A 19,337-nucleotide genomic window follows, 5' to 3' on the forward strand; every position below is an offset into this window, starting at 1 on the left:
GGGTCCGGGCGGACGAAAGGGCCCTCCACGCGTGCGTGGAGGGCCCTTTCACCTGTCACCTTCAGTGACTCACGGTCGCCTTCAGTGACCCGTGGTTGCCGTCATCGGCTCACGGCTTGAGCACCAGGGTGTCGCTCGTGCTCTTGTCGACCGCCTTGCCGGAGAAGGACCACGGCAGCAGTTCGCCCTTGGCCCACTTGTCCGTCTGGTCGGTGTAGTGGGCGCTGTAGGCGTGCCCGGAGGCGCCGGAGAGGTTGATCCACTTCGACTTGTCGAAGTCGTCGAGGTTGACCACCATCCGCATGGACGGCACCCAGACCACTCCGTAGCCGCCCGCGGCGTTCCAGCCGGTCGCGTTGACCGTCGCCTCGCCGCCGCCGAGCTTCCAGGGGCCGCGGTTGAGCATGTACTGCAGGACGCCGGGACCTTCGGTGCCCAGGGTCTGGTTCTTCAGGAACAGGCGGTGCAGCCGGCCCCAGCTCCAGGTGTCCATGTCCTTGCCGAGCTTGGCGGTCAGCTCCCAGCGGGCGTCCTTCATGGCCCGCGCGAAGAGCTCGTCCCGGTTGTCGGCCGCCTTGTCGAGGCGCGTCTTGGGCGCCTTCCACCAGTCGTTGTTCGGGTCGTCGATGATCTTGCGGACCACCTCGAACCAGCGGTCGCCGCCGTCCGGCTGCGCCTGGTCCGCCTCACGCTGGCCGCACTCGCGCACCGTCTGGTTCTCGTCCGCGGGGCCGGTGGTGTCGACCGGGGCGACGTTCAGGCACTGGCCCTTGACCCGCAGTTCCTTGGGCAGCTTGTTGCCGAAGGCGAGCTTGAGGATGTTGCGCCAGGTCGCGTTGAAGTACGCGGCCGCCGCGGAGTCGGCGTCCTGGGTGTAGTCCCAGCCCTCCAGGAGCTTCTGCGCGTCGCGGACGTTCTTGTCGGCGACGTCGATCTTGAGCAGCTTGGGCACGATCAGCTTGGCGATCTCACTGCTGTCGTCGAGCTGCATCTGGCGCATGTCGTCGGTCGAGATCTTGCCGCCGCCCTTGATCTTCGCCTCGATGAGGTCGGTGATCCGCTGGCTGCGCGTCCCGTAACCCCAGTCCGTGGTGAGCGTGTAGGGGTACTTGTCCTTGTCGACGACCGCCTGGTTGGCGGTCACGATGTAGCCGCGCTTCGGGTCGTACTCGTAGGGCAGCTCGGACTGCTTGATGTAGCCGGTCCACTGGTACTTGGAGTCCCAGCCGGGCGACGGGAGCGAGCCGTCGTCGCCCTTGGCCCGGATCGGGATCTTGCCAGGCAGCTGGTAGCCGATGTGGTTGTTGGTGTCGGCGTAGATCAGGTTCTGCGAGGGCACGTCGAAGGACGCGGCCGCCGTGCGGAACTCGGTCCAGTTCGACGCCCTGTCCAGCTGGAAGACGGCGTCCATGGAGTTGCCCGGGTCCAGGGCGGTCCAGCGCAGCGCGATGGCGTAGCCGTCGCCGCGGTCGGGCGCCCCGCTGTCGACGGTGGCCTTCTTGCCGACCTTGACGAGTTCGTCGTCGCGGTCGGAGAGCAACGGCATCCCGTCCTTGGTCTCCCGGACGACGATCGTCTTGTCGGCGCCGCCCGCGACCTTGATCGTTTCCCTGCGGGTCGTGAAGGGCAGCACCTTGCCGTCGCGCTCGTAGCCCTCGCCGGTGATCTTCTCCAGGTAGAGGTCGGTGACGTCGACCCCGGAGTTGGTCATGCCCCAGGCGATGTCCTGATTGTGGCCGATGACCACGCCGGGCATGCCCGCGAAGGTGTAGCCGGAGACGTCGTACTGGCACTTGCTGGAGACGCTCGTGCAGTGCAGGCCCATCTGGTACCAGACCGAGGGCAGCGAGGCCGACAGGTGCGGGTCGTTGGCCAGCAGCGGCTTGCCGGTGATCGTGTACTTGCCCGCGACGACCCAGGAGTTCGAGCCGATGCCGTTGCCGTTCACGCCGACGGCGGTGGGCACGTTGTCGAGCACGTTGTAGAGCTTGGAGAGCTGGCTCTGCAGGCCGTTGGGCGCGGTGGTGTTCCCCGCGAGGCCGGTGCCCGCCGTGGACTGCGTCCCGCTGCCCAGCGTCGTGCCGCCGCCCTGGACGTACGACCCCGTGGCGCTGTCGTACTGGCCTTCCTGGGTGATCGTCTTGTTCCGGCTGTAGGGATACTCCGGGTACAGGTCGGCGATCTGCTTCGGGCCCAGGCGGCTCGTCATCAGGGAGCGGTCGATCTCGTCCTGCATGTTGCCGCGCAGGTCCCAGGCCATCGCCTTCAGCCACGCGACGGAGTCGACCGGGGTCCACTCCTGGGGCTGGTAGTCGTTGGTGAAACCAAGGGCCGCGTACTCCAGGGAGATGTCCTTGCCGTCCTTGCCCTTCAGGTAGGCATTGACTCCCTTGGCGTACGCCTGGAGGTACTTCTTCGTGGAGGCCGACAGCTTCTTGTCGTACTCCTCCTTGGCGACCCGGTCCCAGCCCATCGTGCGCAGGAACTCGTCGTTCTTGACCTGGCCCGAGCCGAACATCTCGGACAGCCGGCCCGAGGTCATGTGACGGCGTACGTCCATCTCGTAGAACCGGTCCTGCGCCTGGACGTAACCCTGCGCCATGAACAGGTCCTCGTCGGACGAGGCGTAGATCTGCGGGATCCCGTTGCCGTCCCGCTTGACGTCCACGGGACCCGACAGCCCGTCGAGCGTGAGTGAGCCCTTGGTCTGTGGGAAGGAGGCACGGACGGTACTGACCCCCCAGTAGCCGCCATAGGCAACGCCTCCGAAGAGGGCCAGAACCAGGACGATCAGGAACAGTCGGGCCTTGCGCCCCTTCTTCCTGCCGGACTTGCCCGGCTTCTGGCCGGAAGAGGCGGTGGTGTTCGGGGGCATCGCTGTCCTTGCTGTCCTAACGCGAGCGGCAGGCGGTCCTGGAGTGCTGGAGCAACCATAGGCGCAGGGCCCGACGCGCCTTGACGCGGAGTCGGGTACAGGACGGACGAGCGTTCGATCTCGGCCCCTGGAGTGTCAAGAAAGCGTCAAGAGTTAGGTAAGGTAACGAAGTACTTGGACTCATGTACCGACTTCGGGTGTTCGGATCGACGTGCTGGGATCCACGCGATCACCTCGATTCCACGCGTTGACCTCGACGCGATCACATCGAATCGACGTGTTCACATCCACGCGTTCGAATCCAGTGCCCGGATTGGCGAGAAGGGAACAGCCGCTGACTGTCCACCACCTCAACCAGCTCCTGCTCGTCTGCTCGCTCGTTCTGCTCGTCGCGGTGGCAGCGGTTCGTATCTCTTCGCGCAGCGGGCTCCCCAGCCTGCTCGTCTACCTCGGCATAGGCGTCGCCATGGGCCAGGACGGGGTCGGCGACGTCCACTTCAACAACGCCGAACTGACACAGGTCATCGGGTACGCGGCCCTGGTCGTGATCCTGGCCGAGGGCGGCCTCGGCACGAAGTGGAAGGAAATCAAGCCGGCCCTGCCGGCGGCCACCTCGCTGGCACTGGTCGGCATCGCGGTGAGCGTCGGAGTGACGGCCACGGCCGCCCACTACCTGATCGGCCTGGAATGGCGGCAGGCGCTCATCATCGGCGCGGTGGTGTCCTCGACGGACGCGGCGGCCGTCTTCTCGGTGCTGCGGAAAGTACCCCTCCCCGCGCGCGTGACGGGCATCCTGGAGGCCGAGTCCGGCTTCAATGACGCCCCGGTGGTCATCCTCGTCGTCGCGTTCTGCACGGCGGGCCCCGTGGAGCACTGGTACGTGCTGCTGGGCGAGATAACGCTGGAACTGGCCATCGGCGCGGCCATCGGCCTCGCGGTGGGCTGGCTCGGCTCCTGGGGGCTGCGGCACGTGGCATTGCCCGCCTCCGGCCTCTACCCGATCGCCGTGATGGCGATCGCGGTCACCGCCTACGCCGCCGGCGCGCTCGCGCACGGCAGCGGCTTCCTCGCCGTCTACCTCGCGGCGATGATGCTCGGCAACGCCAAACTGCCGCACTGGCCCGCCACCCGAGGCTTCGCCGAGGGGCTCGGCTGGATCGCCCAGATCGGCATGTTCGTCCTGCTCGGCCTGCTGGTCACCCCGCACGACATGGGCGACGACATCGTGCCGGCCCTCGTCATCGGCCTGGTGCTCACCATGGTGGCGCGCCCCCTGAGCGTCGTGGTCAGCCTGCTGCCCTTCCGGATCCCGTGGCAGGAGCAGACGCTGCTGTCCTGGGCGGGCCTGCGCGGCGCCGTGCCCATCATCCTGGCGACCATCCCGATGGTGAGCGGCATCGCGGAGAGCCGCCGGATCTTCAACATCGTCTTCGTCCTGGTCGTCGCCTACACCCTCATCCAGGGCCCCACGCTGCCCTGGCTGGCCCGCAAGCTGCGGCTGGGCGAGTCCGAGGGCGCCGCCGACCTCGGGATCGAATCGGCACCCCTGGAGCGACTGCGCGGCCATCTGCTGTCCGTCGCGATCCCGAAGGGCTCCCGCATGCACGGCGTGGAGGTGGCCGAGCTGCGCATGCCCTCGGGGGCCGCCGTCACCCTCGTCGTGCGCGACGGGACCTCCTTCGTGCCGCTGCCCACGACCGTCCTGCGACGCGGCGACGAGCTGCTCGTGGTGGCCACCGACCCGGTCCGGGACGCGGCCGAGCGACGGCTGCGCGCGGTGGGCCAGGGCGGCAAGCTGGCGGGCTGGCTGGGCCTCGCGGGCAACGGCACAGGACCGCACTCCCGACATTCCGGACAGTAAACGGGACATTAAGGGGCGATGTGCATTCGCAGGCGAACACTGCCATGGTGCTCACTTTCACAGGCACCGCAGCACTCGCCCCTGTACGATGAAGGCACACCTTGATCGAACCAACTCTGCCTGAAGCAGAGCTGGCGCGACCGTATGGCGGTCGCGACGCCCCCGCAGTGGGCGGCGCGGCATCTACCGCAGTTCCGCGCAAGAGGACAGCTCTCGGCGCCCCCCGCAGGGCGAGTGGGCCAAAGGGGTCCGACGGTGTCGAGAGGTCGAGCGCGCGAACGCCCGAAGGGCTGAGCACGGTCGGACTCTCCACACCGGCTACAGCACCCCGGAGGCGAACCGCTCGACAAAAGGGGCCGCGCTACCAGGCGGCAGAAAGGCACGGGCCGTGGCATCCACGGTCACCTCCCGCCCCGGATACGGACAGCTGCTGCGCACCCGCGGCGCCTGGACGTTCCTGCTTCCCGGCTTCGCCGCACGTCAGCCCTTCGCGATGCTGACGCTCTCCCTCGTACTCCTCGTCCAGCACACCACCGGCTCGTACGGGGCCGCCGGCGCGGTCGCCGCCGTCACCGGCGTCTCCATGGCGCTGTTCGCACCCTTCACCGGCCGTCTCGCCGACCGCCACGGCCAGCGGGCCGTCCTGCTGCCCGGCGTCCTGGTGCACGCCGTGGCAGGCCTCTCCCTGACGGCGCTGGCGCTGATGGACGCCCCCTTGTGGGCCCTTTTCCTCGCCGCCGTGCCGACCGGCGCCTCGGTGCCCCAGGTCGGGCCCATGGTGCGCGCCCGTTGGGGCGTGAAGCTCCAGGACTCGCCCCTGATGACCACCGCGGCGGCCTTCGAGTCCGTCACGGACGAGCTGACCTTCGTGTTCGGCCCGCTCCTCGCCACGGCGCTGTGCACCGCCGTGCACCCGGCCGCGGGCCTGCTGACCGAGGCCGGGCTGACCCTGATCGGCGGTCTCCTCTTCGCCGCGCAGAAGAGCACCCAGCCCGCTGTCGCCGCCGCCGGGCACACGCGCGTGGAGCACGGTTCCGCGCTGCGGATCCCCGGAGTACGGGTGCTGATCGTGACCTTCCTGGGCATCGGATCCGTCTTCGGCGGTATGCAGGTCTCGCTCGCCGCGTTCAGCGAGTCGATCGGCGAGCCCGGTCTGAACGGCGTCCTGTACGGCGTCTTCGCCGCGGGCAACATGCTCTCCGGCATCGTCTGCGGCGCCATCGCCTGGAAGGTGGCCCCGCAGCGGCGGCTCGTCATCGGCTACGCCGCCCTGGCGCTCGTCGCGTCCGGACTGTGGGCCGCGCACTCCGTGGTCGTGCTCGCCGCGATCGGCCTCCTGGTCGGCATGTGCATCGCTCCGTCCCTGATCACCGGCTACACGCTGGTCGAGGGCCTGGTCCCGGCGGGCGCCCGCACCGAGGCCTTCACGTGGCTGACCGGCGCCGTCGCGCTCGGCCAGGCGGCGGCCGTCACGGTCGCCGGACAGCTGGAGGACCGCCTGTGGAACGGTGCCGGATTCCTGGTGCCGATGGCCGGTACGGCACTGGCGCTGGTGACCCTGCTGGCCCTGCGTTCACGGCTGGCCACGCGGCCCACCGGACGCACCGTCGCACGTGGCGTCGGTCACCGAGTGCCGGTGACAGTGGACTGATCTCGCGGAATACGTCACTATGGATCGTCGTTAGCACTCATTGAGTGAGAGTGCCAGGAGGAAGACAAGTGCCGACCTACCAGTACCAGTGCACCGAGTGTGGCGAGGGCCTCGAGGCGGTGCAGAAGTTCACCGACGATGCCCTGACCGAGTGCCCCAACTGCGGTGGACGCCTGAAGAAGGTGTTCTCGGCCGTCGGCATTGTCTTCAAGGGCTCCGGCTTCTACCGCAACGACAGCCGTGGCTCCTCGTCGAGCAGCTCGCCGGCCTCCAAGCCGTCGACCTCTTCGACGTCGTCCTCTTCGTCGACGACCTCGTCGTCCTCGTCGGACTCGAAGTCGTCGGGCAGCGGCTCGTCGAGCAGCAGCTCGGCCGCCTAGGACTTTCTCGCCGGGACCCTGTCGTCGTACGACGATGGGGTCCTCGGCGTTTCCGAGGGCGGGTACCCCGGAGTTTCCGGACGACGGGGTCCTCGCCGCTTCGGAAGACGGAGTCCTGACCGCTTTCGGACGACGGAGTCCTCGCCCCTTTCGGACGACGGAGTCCTCGCCGCTTTCGGAAAACAGGGTCCTCGCCGTTTTCGGGGGCAGATCTTCGAAGCCCGCTAGTGTGATCGTCATGGCGAACGCAGAGATCGGTGTCATCGGCGGCTCGGGCTTCTACTCCTTCCTCGACGATGTGACCGAGATACAAGTCGAGACCCCCTACGGGCCGCCGAGCGACTCCCTGTTCCTCGGCGAGATCGCCGGGCGACGGGTCGCGTTCCTTCCCCGCCACGGCCGCGGCCACCATCTGCCGCCGCACCGCATCAACTACCGGGCCAACCTCTGGGCGCTGCGCTCCGTAGGTGCCCGTCAGATCCTCGGACCGTGCGCGGTGGGCGGACTGCGCCCCCAGTACGGGCCGGGGACGCTGATCGTGCCGGACCAGCTGGTCGACCGTACGAAGACGCGGACGCAGACGTTCTTCGACGGGCTGCCGCTGCCGGACGGCACCGTGCCGAACGTCGTGCACGTGTCACTGGCCGACCCCTACTGCCCCGTCGGCCGCAAGGCCGCCCTCGAAGCGGCGCGCGGGCGTGACTGGGAGCCGGTGGACGGCGGCACGCTCGTGGTGATCGAGGGACCGCGCTTCTCCACCCGCGCCGAGTCGCTGTGGCACCAGGCGCAGGGCTGGTCCGTGGTGGGCATGACCGGCCACCCCGAGGCCGCGCTCGCTCGTGAACTCCAGCTCTGCTACACCTCGTTGACCTTGGTCACCGACCTCGACGCGGGCGCGGAGGCCGGCGAGGGCGTCTCGCACGACGACGTGCTGAAGGTGTTCGCGTCGAACGTGGACCGACTGCGGGACGTGCTGTACGACGCGGTGGCGGCCCTGCCGGGGAACGGGACGCGGGACTGTCTGTGCACGACGGCGCTGGGTGGGATGGACCCGGGTTTCGAGCTGCCGTGACGATGGCCTCGACGGGCGCTCGGTGGGCGCCGAGGGACACTGACCGGCGCTGACGGGCGCTGACGGGCGTTTCCACGTGGAACTTCCCGTTCGGGTGAGGGAGTTGTCCACAACTCGTCGGTGGTCCACCGGCGCCGACGGGCTCCGCCGCGAGGCCTCATCGTGGGATCGCAAGCCGATCTCTCGTCGCAGGTGGTGGTCCCATGGCACAGCACGCTCCTCTTGTACGCCCGCCGGACACGGATCCCGTACGGGCGCCGGGCACGGATCCCGTACGTCCGCCCGGTGTGGACGCGCCTCCGATCCGCGAGGTGCCGCAGTTCGCCCCCGTGCACGTGCGCGGCGGGCGGTACGGGCTGCGGCGCCTGACCCGTCACAAGCGGCGGGCCGTGGCCGCGGGGCTCGCCGTCACGGCGGCGGCCCTCGTGGCTGCGGGCCCCGGTGACGCCGGGCGGGCACGGGGCCATCCGACGGCGGCTCCCCCGTCCACGTCCACTTCCACCCCCATGTCCTCTTCTCCCCCTTCCCCTTCCGCTACCGCGTCCGTGCGGGGGCGGGACGCGGTGGAGACGGTGGCGGCGCCGGTGCGGATCGCCGACGCGGCCACGGTGCGGCTGCTCAGGCCGGGCGACCGGGTCGACGTGATCGCGGCGGACGGTGGCAGCGAGGGCCGCGTGGTCGCGGCCGGGGCGCGGGTGGCCGAGGTCCCGGACTTCGCCGCCACCGAGAGCGGGGCGCTGGTCGTCCTCTCCGTACCCCGGGCCACGGCGGCGCGACTGGCGGGCGCGGGCACGACGGCACGGCTGGCGGTGACACTGTGTTGAGCACCGTGCGCGATGCCGTACTGACGGCCCTCCTGGATATCGAATCGGTGTCAACTCGCTCGATCGTGCTATCGAATTGGACAGGTCCGGCGGGCCCTGCCGTAGGTTGCGGAGCTGTTCGTTCCACAACTTGCGCAGAGGGGCCTCTTGGTGAGCGAGAAGAAGCAACCCGGTGTCTGGGAGGGCTTCAAGGCCTTTCTGATGCGGGGCAACGTCATCGACCTGGCCGTCGCGGTGGTCATCGGCGCGGCCTTCACCAACATCGTCAACTCGGTGGTGAAGGGCATCATCAACCCGCTGGTGGGTGCGATCGGCACACAGAACCTCGACAGCTACAGCTCCTGCCTCAAACCCCACTGCACCGGCACCGGGGACACGGCGACGGGCATACGGATCATGTGGGGCTCCGTGCTGGGCGCCACGCTCAGCTTCGTGATCACCGCGGCCGTCGTCTACTTCCTGATGGTCCTGCCGATGTCGAAGTTCCTGGCCCGGCAGGCGGCCCGGCAGAAGGCGAAGGAGGGCACCCAGGAGATCATCGAGGTGTCCGAGCTGGAGGTGCTCAAGGAGATCCGCGACGCGCTGCTGGCCCAGCGCGGTTCGGGCAACAGCCAGAACTGACGGAGAAGACCGGGGACGGCCTACGGAAGCCCGGGGGCCGACGCCAGGCAATGAGGGCCGGGCTCGGGCCCCAGAAACGCCCGGGCCGGCGGCGGGCAGTCGCCGTAGGGCTACGAAAGCCCGGCGGCCTGCTCCCGAGGCTCGAAGCCCGATCCCGGACCGTCCATGTCAGGCTCGGGAAGCTCGGAAGTCGGCTCCGGACAGTCGGGCGCCCGCCCGGGAAGCTCGGAAGTCGACCCCACACGATCCGGGCCGGGCTTGAGGCTCTCGGGGGCCGTCTCCGCACGATCGAGGGCCGACTGAGGACGCTCGGAATCGTCCTTCGTTCTCTCCAGGCCGGGATCCGCGACCGCGGGTCCGGCCGCGGCGGCCTGGGGACCGGCGCTCGTCATGCCGGGCTCGGCGTCGGACGGCGCCGAGGTGCGGCGGCTCAGAGGTGGTGCGGCGGCTTCTCGTCGAGGAACCGCTTCAGGTCCGCCACGCTGTCACCGTCACCGCCGGACTGCTCGCCCCATCCCCGGTCCGTGTCGTCCGAGGACTGCTGGCTCAGCGGGTCGTCGAAGATCAGCGCGGACTTCGGATCGCGCGGTGCGGACGCGTCACGTGGTTCGGAGGCGGGGGCGGGGCCGGTACTCATGCGTCCCAGCGTACGCCGAGGGGTCCCCGGCCCACCCCGGTGCTGCCGCGTCCTGCGGCCGTCAACCCGAGCGACCTGGACTCTTTTCTGCTGTGCTTGGCCGTATGACGTCCAGCGCCGCTTCCGAACCCACCCCGACGCCCAGGACGGCCCGACTCGGGCCCCTGCGCAGAATGACCGCCCGGAGGAGGGACGAGGCGCACCGCGTCGCGTCGCCGCTGGAGCTCTTCTTCGACCTGTGCTTCGTCGTGGCCATCGCCCAGGCGGGCGGCGAGCTGGTGCACGCCGTGGCGGCGGGACACGCGGGCGAGGGCATCCTCAACTACGCGATGATCTTCTTCGCCATCTGGTGGGCGTGGATGAACTTCACCTGGTTCTCCTCGGCGTACGACAACGACGACGCGCTCTACCGGGTCGTGACGCTGGTGCAGATCGCCGGTGTCCTGGTCCTCGCCGCCGGGGTGTCGCGGGCCTTCGAGAACCATGTGTACCTGGCCGTCTGGCTCGGCTACGCGATCATGCGTTTCGCGCTGATCGCCCAGTGGCTGCGGGTGGCCCGCGGCACGAAGGGCCCCGAGAGAACCATGGCGCTGCGGTACGCGGGCGGTGTGCTGCTGTGCCAGGTCGGCTGGCTGGGACTGCTGGTCCTGCCGGAGCCCGGGCGTCCCTGGGTGTTCCTGGTGATGGCGATCGCCGAGATGTGCGTCCCCGTGTACGCGGAGAAGGACTACGTCACCTCCTGGCATCCGCACCACGTCTCCGAGCGGTTCGGCCTGTTCACCATCATCGTGCTGGGCGAGGCGATCGCCGCGTCGACGATGGCCGTGAAGTCGGCGGTGGACGAGCACGACGCGCTGGGCGAGCTGTTGCCGATCGCCGCCGGCGGACTGCTGATCGTCTTCTCCGCCTGGTGGATCTACTTCGTGGTACCCATCCACGGGCGCCTGCGGTCCAGCGCCCACGCGTTCCTGTGGGGATACGGCCACTACCTGATCTTCGCGTCGGCGGCCGCGATCGGCGCGGGCCTGGAGGTCGCGGTCGAGCAGGCGGTCGGCAAGACACAGATCTCGACGCTCGCCGCGTCCGCCGCGGTGACACTGCCGACGGCGCTGTACTTCCTCACGGTGTGGCTGTTGCACGCGCGCCATTTCAAGATGGGCATCACAGAGCAACTCGTCCTGCCGACGACGGCGTTGCTGGTGATCCTGTGCACCTTCCTGAGCAGCTGGGCGGTGCTCGCGGCCGGCGTCGTGGCGGCGCTGTCGGTGGCGGTCGGGGTCGCCCTGACGGCACGGATGGTCACAACGAAGGGGGCGGGGACCGCGGGGCGGGAAACACTGGAGACATGACAGTTGACGCTCTGACGGATGTCGCTGGGCTGCGCGTGGGACACGCGACGCGTATCGGCGACGGTTGGCTCACCGGCACCACGGTCGTGCTCGCCCCTGCGGGTGGCGCCATCGCGGCCGTGGACGTACGCGGCGGCGGACCCGGCACCAAGGAGACCGACGCGCTCGACCCGCGCAACCTGGTGCAGAAGGTGGAGGCGGTCGTACTGACCGGCGGCAGCGCGTACGGGCTGGACTCCGCGTCCGGGGTGATGGCCTGGCTTGAGGAGCGGGGCCGGGGGGTGCGGGTGGGCCTCGATCCGGCGCACGTCGTGCCGGTCGTGCCCGCCGCCTGTGTCTTCGACCTGGGCCGCGGCGGCGACTTCCGGGCGAGGCCGGACGCGGCCACGGGCCGGGCCGCGGTCGAGGCTGCCGACGCGAGCGGGCCGGGTGCGCCGGTGCCGGAGGGGTGCGTGGGCGCCGGGACGGGGGCGGCGGTCGGGCGGATCAAGGGCGGGATCGGGACGGCAAGCGCCGTGCTCGACTCGGGGATCACGGTGGCCGCGCTGGTGGTGGCCAACGCGGCGGGTTCGGCGGTGGATCCGGAGACGGGGGTGTTGTACGGGGAGTTGCTGCGAGACGGTCGTACGGCCTATCCCTCCGCCGAGGTCCACGAGGCGGCGCGGCAACGGCTCGCCGAAGCCGCCGCGAAGAACGCGCCTCCCCCGCTGAACACCACGCTCGCCGTCGTCGCCACCGACGCCGACCTCACCCGCGCCCAGGCCCACAAGCTCGCCGGCACGGCCCATGACGGCATCGCCCGCGCCGTCCGCCCGGTCCACCTCTTGAACGACGGCGACACGGTCTTCGCCCTGGCCACGGGCGCCCGCCCGCTCACTCCCGACCACCCCCTGGCCCTCAACGAGATCCTCGCGGCGGGCGCGGATCTGGTGACCCGGGCGATCGTCCGCGCGGTGCGCGCGGCCGACCCGGTGGACGGACCGGGCGGGGTGTGGCCGTCGTACGGGGAGCTGTACGGGAGCGCCTAGGGCGGGTCCTGGTCCGTGGTTCCGGGTGTTCCGCTGCCCTCGCTGACGTCAAGTCGCGCCAGAGGGAGGGGGAGTTCGTCGTGGGCCGGTGGGTGATTGTCCCGGTTCTGTCACGCGACGGTGTTGGGCCGGGGACGGCGGGAACCCTGCGCGGCACCGCTCGCTCTCTATCCACGCACTGGAGCGGATCACGCACATCACGAGAAACTGGAGTAGCCCGTGACAACGCCGAACATGACAGCGCGGCGCGCACTGGGGGCCTGTGCCGCCCTGATGGTCGGCGCCCTCACCCTGACCGGCTGCGGCGGTAACGCCAGCGCCGACGCCAAGGGCGGCAAGGACAGCGGCAGCTCGGCCAAGACGTCCACGGCGAAGATAGTCATCTCGGCCAAGGACGGTGCGACGGACGCGTCCATCAACGCGACCGGCGTGAAGGTCAGCGACGGCAAGCTGACCGAGGTGAAGATGACGGTGTCGGGGTCCGGGACGGCGGTGGCGGGGGCGATCACCGCGGACGGGACCGGCTGGAAGCCGACGGCGCAGTTGGAGCGCGGGACGAAGTACCAGATCTCGGCGACCGCGAAGGACGCGAACGGACGCACGGCCGCCGCCAACTCCATCTTCACGACGGTCTCCTCGAGCAACAGCTTCATCGGCACGTACACGCCCGACAACGGCACCACGGTCGGCGTCGGGATGCCGGTGTCGTTCAACTTCAACAAGGTGATCAGCAACCAGAAGGCCGTGCAGTCGCACATCACGGTCACGTCCAGCAGCGGGCAGCAGGTGGCCGGGCACTGGTTCGGCTCGCAGCGGCTCGACTTCCGGCCCGAGACGTACTGGAAGGCCGGTTCCAAGGTCACGATGAAGATCGACCTGGACGGCGTCGAGGGCGCGAACGGCATCTTCGGGGTGCAGAAGAAGACGGTCACCTTCACCGTCGGTCGCTCCCAGGTCTCCACGGTCGACGTCAACACGCAGACCATGACGGTCGTGCGTGACGGCAAGCCGCTCAAGACGGTGCCGATCTCGGCGGGCAGCCCGGAGCACACCACGTACAACGGTCAGATGGTGATCTCCGAGAAGTTCGTCCAGACCCGGATGAACGGCTCGACGGTGGGCTACGGCGGCGAGTACGACATCCCGGACGTGCCGCACGCGATGCGACTGACGTCTTCGGGGACGTTCATCCACGGCAACTACTGGTACAACCGCGGGAACCCGCCCTTCGGACAGCAGGGCACCAGCCACGGATGTGTCGGTCTCGCCGATGTACAGGGCGCGCAGGGCGACACCAGCGCGAAGTGGTTCTACGACAACTCTCTCGTCGGGGACGTCGTAGTGGTGAAGAACTCGCCCGACAAGACCGTCTCGCCGGACAACGGACTGAACGGCTGGAACATGTCCTGGAGTGCGTGGACCGCGGGAAGTACGGTCTGACCTGGGGCCGTTGACGTCACGGCGGGCCGCGCGGGAACTTGCCGCGCGGCCCGCTCGTTTTCTGTCCGTACGTTTTCTCGGTTCGCAGGATTGATGTCCGACCGAGGGGCTACGGTATGCACCCACAAGGTGACATGCAGCAACGCCGGGAGAAGCCTTGAGCGTTCCGTACGAGACAGCAGCGTACGAACCACCCGAGTCGCCCGAGTCTCCGGAGGAGCACCTCGAGCGACTCCTCGGCCGTGCCCTGAACTCCTTCGAGCTGCCCGACGAGACGATAAGGCGGCTCGACTGCGCGCTGGCGCACGACAGTTCGCTGCACTCCGCGCACCACAGCGCGGGGCTGCACCGCGAGACGTACCGGCACACCTGGCTGCTCGCCGACGGCTCGGCGGTCACGCTGTGGGAGCTCGTGCACAACACGGCGCCCGGGAGTGAGCCGCAGCACGAGGTGTATGTCGACGAGGAGGAGCTGCGCGCCGCCACGGCCCGGCTGCCGCTGCCGCCGGACGCGCCGGACTTCGAACTGCCCGTGATGGTCCATCCGTCACCGGTCCCCGAGCCGCGGCACGTCTATCTGACGGACGACTCGGCGGATCACGCGCGGCGGCTGCTGCGGCGGGCGGAGAACGCGGACCGGCCAGGGGCCGACATCACGACGCTGCTGCTGCGCACCGCGTTCGCGCACCAGATCACCCAGGCCTTCGGGCGCCCCTGCCGGGCGGGCCAGGTCGGGCTGTGCTTCTCGCTCTACGAACACGCGTTCCTGCTCCGCGACGGCCAGGAGATCTCCCTGTGGGAGGTCGAGCACACGGCGACGCCGGACGGCCGGCACATGTGCGAGGTCTATCCGACGGAGCACGCGGCGCGGGCCGCCATGGAACGCCGGGCGGCGCGGCTCGCCTAGAGCCTGGCGTAGTGAGCCGAACACCCCCTTCGTCGGGGGGATCCCTCGTTCGTCGGGGGGCGAGCCCTCGTTCCTCGGGGGAACTCCCGTTCGTCAGGGGCGGCTGTCGCTGAACTGGCGTACCAGGCCCGCGAACGCGGCGCGTTCCTCGGGGGTGAGTTCCACGGTCTCCGCGGCGGGGCCGGACCGGCGCTGATGCGGCATGGCGCGGAGCACCTGCCCATGGTGGCGCACGGCGGCCCCGGTGCGCGCGCGGCGCAGCAGGCGGGACAGGCCGACGACCCAGATGACGGTCGCGAGGGCGAGGACGGCCACGCCCATCAGCTGGAGGATCGACACATGCTCAGGCATGCCCCCAGTAGACACCACGGTCCGGGACTTTGGCCCCGGACCGTGACGTATCTCGCAGATGCCCTAAAAGGGCGAGTAGTTGGCCGTTCAGGCCGCGACCGGCTCCTTGGAGTCGACCTTCGCCGCTATCGCGGTGTCGGCGACCCCCGCGCCGGTCCCCTCGGGGGCCTGCTTGCGCATGCCCTTCAGGACGACCACCAGGGCGGTGGTGACACAGACACCGGCCGCGATGGCGATCAGGTAGAGGAACGGGTTGCCGATCAGCGGGACCACGAAGATGCCGCCGTGCGGGGCCCGCAGCGTGGCGCCGAAGGCCATCGACAGGGAGCCGGTGACCGCGCCGCCCACCATGGCGGAGGGGATCACGCGCAACGGGTCGGCCGCCGCGAACGGGATCGCGCCCTCCGAGATGAAGGAGGCGCCCAGGACCCAGGCCGCCTTGCCGTTCTCCCGCTCGGTCTGGGTGAAGAGCCTGCCGCGCACGGTCGTGGCGAGCGCCATGGCCAGCGGCGGAACCATGCCCGCCGCCATCACGGCCGCCATGATCTTCATCGCCGAGTCACTGGGGCTCGCGACCGCGATACCGGCGGTGGCGAACGTGTACGCGACCTTGTTGACCGGGCCGCCGAGGTCGAAGCACATCATCAGGCCGAGCAGCGCGCCGAGCAGGACGGCGTTGGTGCCGGTGAGGCCGTTGAGCCAGTCGGTCATGCCCTTCTGCGCGGAGGCGATGGGCTTGCCGATGACCACGAACATCAGGAAGCCGACGATCGCCGCGGAGATCAGCGGGATCACCACCACCGGCATGATGCCGCGCAACGACGCCGGGATCTTCACCTTCTGGATCCCGATCACCACACCACCGGCGATGAGACCGGCGGCCAGACCTCCGAGGAAGCCCGCGTTGATGGTGAGGGAGATCGCGCCGCCGACGAAGCCGGGCACGAGACCCGGGCGGTCCGCCATGCCGTAGGCGATGTAGCCGGCCAGGACCGGGACGAGGAAGCCGAAGGAGACGACGCCGATCTGGAAGAACAGCGCGCCCCAGCTGTCCGCCTGCAGCCACATGAAGTGGTCCATGACCGACGGCGCCTTGTTGATCTTGTAGCCGCCGATCGCGAAGCCGAGGGCGATCAGCAGACCGCCCGCGGCGACGAACGGGACCATGTAACTGACGCCGGACATCAGCCACTTGCGGAGCTTGGTGCCGTATCCCTCGGCGGAGTCGCCGGAGCGCTCCACCGGCGTACCAGGGGCGGAGCCCGCGCTGACCTCGCCGCGTGCGGCCTTGCCACGCACCTCGGTGATCAGCTCGGCGGGCTTGTTGATGCCCGCCTTCACGCCGACGTCGACGGTGGGCTTGCCGGCGAACCGGTCCTTGTCCCGTACGGGCACGTCGTGCGCGAAGATCACACCGTCCGCGGCCGCGATGACCGCCGGGTCGAGCCGGGTGAAGCCGGCCGAGCCCTGCGTCTCGACGACGACCTCGACGCCCGCCTCGCGGCCCGCGTTCTCCAGCGACTCGGCCGCCATGTAGGTGTGCGCGATGCCGGTGGGGCAGGAGGTGACGGCGACGATCCGGAACGGACGCTCACCGGAGGCTCCGGCGTCCGCCGTGGTGTCGCTCGTGGTGTCGGTCGTGTCGGTCGTGGTGCCCGTGGCGGTGTCGGCGGAGGCCGCCGCCGACACCGCCACGGAGTTCTTGGAGCCGTCAGCGGACTCGGTGCCCTCGGGGGCGGTCGAGGCCGCGGCCGCCGGGGACTCGTCCCCGCGGATGAGCGCGGCCGCGGCCGCCGCGTCGTCCACGGCCCGCAGCGCGGACGTGAACTCGGCGTTCATGAGCTGACGGGCCAGCGACGACAGGATCGTCAGATGCGCGTCGTCGGCGCCCGCCGGGGCGGCGATCAGGAAGATCAGGTCGGCGGGGCCGTCCGGCGCGCCGAAGTCGATCCCGGCCGGGCTGCGCCCGAAGCCGAGCGTCGGCTCGGTGACGTGTTCGCTCCGGCAGTGCGGGATGCCGATCCCGCCGTCAAGGCCGGTGGGCATCTGGGCCTCGCGGGCGGCCACGTCGGCGAGGAAGCCTTCGAGGTCGGTCACCCGCCCCAGGGTCACCATGCGCTCGGCGAGGGCGCGTGCCGCCGCCTCTTTGGTCTCGGCGGACAGGTCGAGATCGACCAGGTCCGCGGTGATCATCTCGCTCATCGCGGGCTCCTTCGCACGCGTATCGCCCGGGGGAAGTCGTGGGCGGGGGTGGGGACGGGGGTGCCGCACTCCAGGAGGGCGGGGTACAGGGGAAGAGAGACCGGGACTGAGATGGCGGAGGCGGGGCCGGGGAAACCCCGCCTCATCAGAGCCGGTCCAGGGGGTGGGGCCGCAGGAGTGGCGGTCGTCATGACACGGGGATTCGTCATGACACCGGCTCCGTCAGTACGCGGTCCACGGGGACCTCCGACGTGACGGTCACGGCGGAGGGGTCGAGGTCGGCCGGGCCCGGCATCACGCTGCCGGGCAGTTGTACGGCCGCGGCGCCATGGGCGACGGCGGAGGCGAGGGCCTCCGGGCCGCGGCCACCGGCGATCAGGAATCCGGCGAGGGAGGAGTCACCGGCGCCCACGTTGCTGCGTACGGCATCCACCCGTGCGCTGCCGAACCAGGCGCCCGCGCCGTCCACGAGCAGCTGCCCGTCCGCGCCGAGGCTCGCGAGCACGGCGGCGGCGCCCATCTCACGCAGCTCCTCGGCGGCCTTGACCGCGTCACCGACGGTGACGAGAGGGCGCCCGACGGCTTCGGCGAGCTCCTCGGCGTTGGGCTTCACCACGTCGGGCCGCTCGCGCAGCGCCGCGAGCAGCGCGGGGCCGGAGGTGTCCAGCGCGATCCGGGCGCCGGCCGCGTGGGCGCGGGCGACGAGGTCGGCGTACCAGGAAGGACCGAGTCCGCGCGGCAGGCTGCCGCAGCAGGTGATCCAGTCGGTGTCGCCGGAACGATACTGCTGACGCACCGTCTCCAGGAGCAGCTCCGCCTCGGCGGCGGTGAGTTCGGGGCCGGGGGCGTTGATCTTCGTGAGCGTGCCGTCCGGTTCGGCGACCGAGATGTTCGAGCGGGTGGCTCCGGTGACCGGGACCGGTGCGACCTCGATGCCCTGCGCGTGGAGCAGCTCGGCGACGAGTGCGCCGGGCGCACCGCCCAGCGGCAGTACGGCGATCGTGCGCTGCCCCGCCGCCGCGACCGCGCGCGAGACGTTCACGCCCTTGCCGCCCGGGTCCATGCGTTCGCCGGTGGCCCGGATGACCTCGCCGCGGTCGAGCGACGGGACCTCGTACGTACGGTCGAGGGAGGGGTTGGGGGTGACGGTGAGGATCATGCGCGCACTACTTCCGTGCCACCGCGCTCGATGTCGGTGGCGTCTTCGGGGCTCAGCCCGCTGTCGGTGATCAGCAGGTCCACGTCGCTCAGGTCGCCGAAGCGGGCGAAGTGCTCCTGGCCGTGCTTGGAGGAGTCGGCGAGCAGCACCACGCGGCGCGCGGCGCGGATGGCCGCGCGCTTCACGGCGGCCTCGGCGAGGTCGGGGGTGGTCAGTCCGTGCTCGGCGGAGAAGCCGTTGGCCGCGACGAACAGGACGTCGGCGCGGATCTCGGCGTACGCGCGCAGCGCCCAGGCGTCCACGGCGGCGCGCGTACGGTGCCGGACGCGCCCTCCGACCAGGTGGAGCTGGATGCCGGGGTGGTCCGCGAGGCGGGCCGCGATCGGCAGGCTGTGCGTGACGACGGTGAGCGTCGCCTCCAGCGGAAGGTCCCCGGCGAGCCGGGCGACCGTGCTGCCCGCGTCGAGGATCATCGTGCCCTGGTCCGGCAGCTCGGCGACGGCGGCCTGTGCGATGCGGTCCTTCTCGTCGGCCGCGGTGGACTCGCGCTCGGCGAGGTCGGGCTCGAAGTCCAGCCGCCCGGCCGGTATGGCACCGCCGTGCACCCGCCGCAGGAGTCCCGCACGGTCGAGGGTCTTCAGATCGCGGCGGATGGTCTCCGCGGTGACCTGGAACTCCTCGGCCAGCGAGAGCACGTCCACCCGACCGCCGTCACGGGCAAGCCGGAGGATCTCCTGCTGCCGCTCCGGTGCGTACATGTCCGTTCGCCTTCGATTACTGTGCGGCCGATGCCCGAACTTGTGGTTTCGCTCGGAGGCTACGCCCGGATTTCCGGAAAGTAAACAGGTTCGGGTGTCAGGTGGACACAAACGGGCATCGAGGTGAGCCCCTGCGCCCCGCACGTTCCGGCCTCGCAGAAGCCCTGACGCCGTGTCATCGCGTCCGTATCCTGGACTGTGGGACACAACTTCTCGGGGGGT

At 70.1% G+C, this 19,337-nt stretch carries 16 protein-coding genes; 10 read left to right on the forward strand and 6 right to left on the reverse strand.

Annotation, left to right across the window (positions count from 1 at the left end; all coding sequences use genetic code 11):
- Positions 1-109 precede the first annotated feature (109 nt).
- The gene (locus FNV62_RS23125) at positions 110-2,875 is read right to left on the reverse strand and encodes a penicillin acylase family protein (protein WP_144315617.1); all 2,766 of its coding nucleotides are present in this window, start codon (positions 2,873-2,875) and stop codon (positions 110-112) included.
- Between the two features lie 304 nt (positions 2,876-3,179).
- Between FNV62_RS23125 and FNV62_RS23130 the strand changes: the two genes are divergently transcribed.
- From FNV62_RS23130 to mscL, 6 genes are all read left to right on the forward strand, one after another.
- Complete coding sequence (locus tag FNV62_RS23130; protein ID WP_143605441.1) at positions 3,180-4,736, forward strand: potassium/proton antiporter; 1,557 nt, start codon at positions 3,180-3,182, stop codon at positions 4,734-4,736.
- A 388-nt stretch (positions 4,737-5,124) separates the two neighbouring features.
- Positions 5,125-6,387 carry an MFS transporter gene (locus FNV62_RS23135; RefSeq protein ID WP_143655189.1) on the forward strand — a complete coding sequence of 421 codons (1,263 nt, stop codon included), beginning with the start codon at positions 5,125-5,127 and terminating at the stop codon, positions 6,385-6,387.
- Positions 6,388-6,455: 68 nt separating this feature from the next.
- On the forward strand, positions 6,456-6,767 hold the full coding sequence (locus FNV62_RS23140; RefSeq protein ID WP_097285093.1) for an FmdB family zinc ribbon protein: 312 nt from the start codon (positions 6,456-6,458) through the stop codon (positions 6,765-6,767).
- A gap of 238 nt (positions 6,768-7,005) precedes the next feature.
- On the forward strand, positions 7,006-7,839 hold the full coding sequence (locus FNV62_RS23145; protein ID WP_054233153.1) for an S-methyl-5'-thioadenosine phosphorylase: 834 nt from the start codon (positions 7,006-7,008) through the stop codon (positions 7,837-7,839).
- A 203-nt stretch (positions 7,840-8,042) separates the two neighbouring features.
- Positions 8,043-8,663, forward strand: coding sequence for a hypothetical protein (locus FNV62_RS23150; protein WP_225900340.1), 621 nt, complete (start codon positions 8,043-8,045; stop codon positions 8,661-8,663).
- A gap of 150 nt (positions 8,664-8,813) precedes the next feature.
- A complete protein-coding gene (mscL, locus tag FNV62_RS23155) occupies positions 8,814-9,284 on the forward strand; it encodes a large conductance mechanosensitive channel protein MscL (RefSeq protein WP_097289027.1) in 471 nt (156 codons plus the stop codon).
- Between the two features lie 430 nt (positions 9,285-9,714).
- Here the strand turns inward: mscL and FNV62_RS23160 are convergent, their stop codons facing one another.
- The gene (locus tag FNV62_RS23160; protein WP_060901778.1) at positions 9,715-9,921 is read right to left on the reverse strand and encodes a hypothetical protein; all 207 of its coding nucleotides are present in this window, start codon (positions 9,919-9,921) and stop codon (positions 9,715-9,717) included.
- Positions 9,922-10,025: 104 nt separating this feature from the next.
- Between FNV62_RS23160 and FNV62_RS23165 the strand changes: the two genes are divergently transcribed.
- The 4 genes from FNV62_RS23165 to FNV62_RS23180 all read left to right on the forward strand — a co-directional run bounded on the left by FNV62_RS23165 (position 10,026) and on the right by FNV62_RS23180 (position 14,645).
- On the forward strand, positions 10,026-11,270 hold the full coding sequence (locus FNV62_RS23165) for a low temperature requirement protein A (protein WP_144315618.1): 1,245 nt from the start codon (positions 10,026-10,028) through the stop codon (positions 11,268-11,270).
- Positions 11,267-12,298 carry a P1 family peptidase gene (locus FNV62_RS23170; protein ID WP_097285096.1) on the forward strand — a complete coding sequence of 344 codons (1,032 nt, stop codon included), beginning with the start codon at positions 11,267-11,269 and terminating at the stop codon, positions 12,296-12,298. Before FNV62_RS23165 ends, FNV62_RS23170 begins: the two co-directional genes overlap by 4 nt.
- A gap of 234 nt (positions 12,299-12,532) precedes the next feature.
- Positions 12,533-13,738 carry a L,D-transpeptidase gene (locus FNV62_RS23175; protein WP_248282353.1) on the forward strand — a complete coding sequence of 402 codons (1,206 nt, stop codon included), beginning with the start codon at positions 12,533-12,535 and terminating at the stop codon, positions 13,736-13,738.
- A gap of 157 nt (positions 13,739-13,895) precedes the next feature.
- Positions 13,896-14,645, forward strand: coding sequence for a DUF6227 family protein (locus tag FNV62_RS23180; RefSeq protein WP_097285098.1), 750 nt, complete (start codon positions 13,896-13,898; stop codon positions 14,643-14,645).
- Between the two features lie 93 nt (positions 14,646-14,738).
- Here FNV62_RS23180 and FNV62_RS23185 read toward each other — a convergent pair whose 3' ends face one another.
- The 4 genes from FNV62_RS23185 to FNV62_RS23200 form a co-directional block, all read right to left on the reverse strand.
- A complete protein-coding gene (locus tag FNV62_RS23185; protein ID WP_097285099.1) occupies positions 14,739-14,996 on the reverse strand; it encodes a hypothetical protein in 258 nt (85 codons plus the stop codon).
- 87 nt (positions 14,997-15,083) lie between these two features.
- Complete coding sequence (locus tag FNV62_RS23190; protein ID WP_144315619.1) at positions 15,084-17,198, reverse strand: fructose-specific PTS transporter subunit EIIC; 2,115 nt, start codon at positions 17,196-17,198, stop codon at positions 15,084-15,086.
- A 205-nt stretch (positions 17,199-17,403) separates the two neighbouring features.
- Entirely contained in the window at positions 17,404-18,357 is a 954-nt protein-coding gene (gene pfkB, locus FNV62_RS23195; protein ID WP_144315620.1) for a 1-phosphofructokinase, read from the reverse strand.
- Positions 18,354-19,115 carry a DeoR/GlpR family DNA-binding transcription regulator gene (locus tag FNV62_RS23200; protein ID WP_054233089.1) on the reverse strand — a complete coding sequence of 254 codons (762 nt, stop codon included), beginning with the start codon at positions 19,113-19,115 and terminating at the stop codon, positions 18,354-18,356. Before FNV62_RS23200 ends, pfkB begins: the two co-directional genes overlap by 4 nt.
- Positions 19,116-19,337: the final 222 nt, after the last annotated feature.

It is taken from the genome of Streptomyces sp. RLB3-17 (assembly GCF_007113425.2).
GTDB lineage: Bacteria > Actinomycetota > Actinomycetes > Streptomycetales > Streptomycetaceae > Streptomyces > Streptomyces mirabilis_D.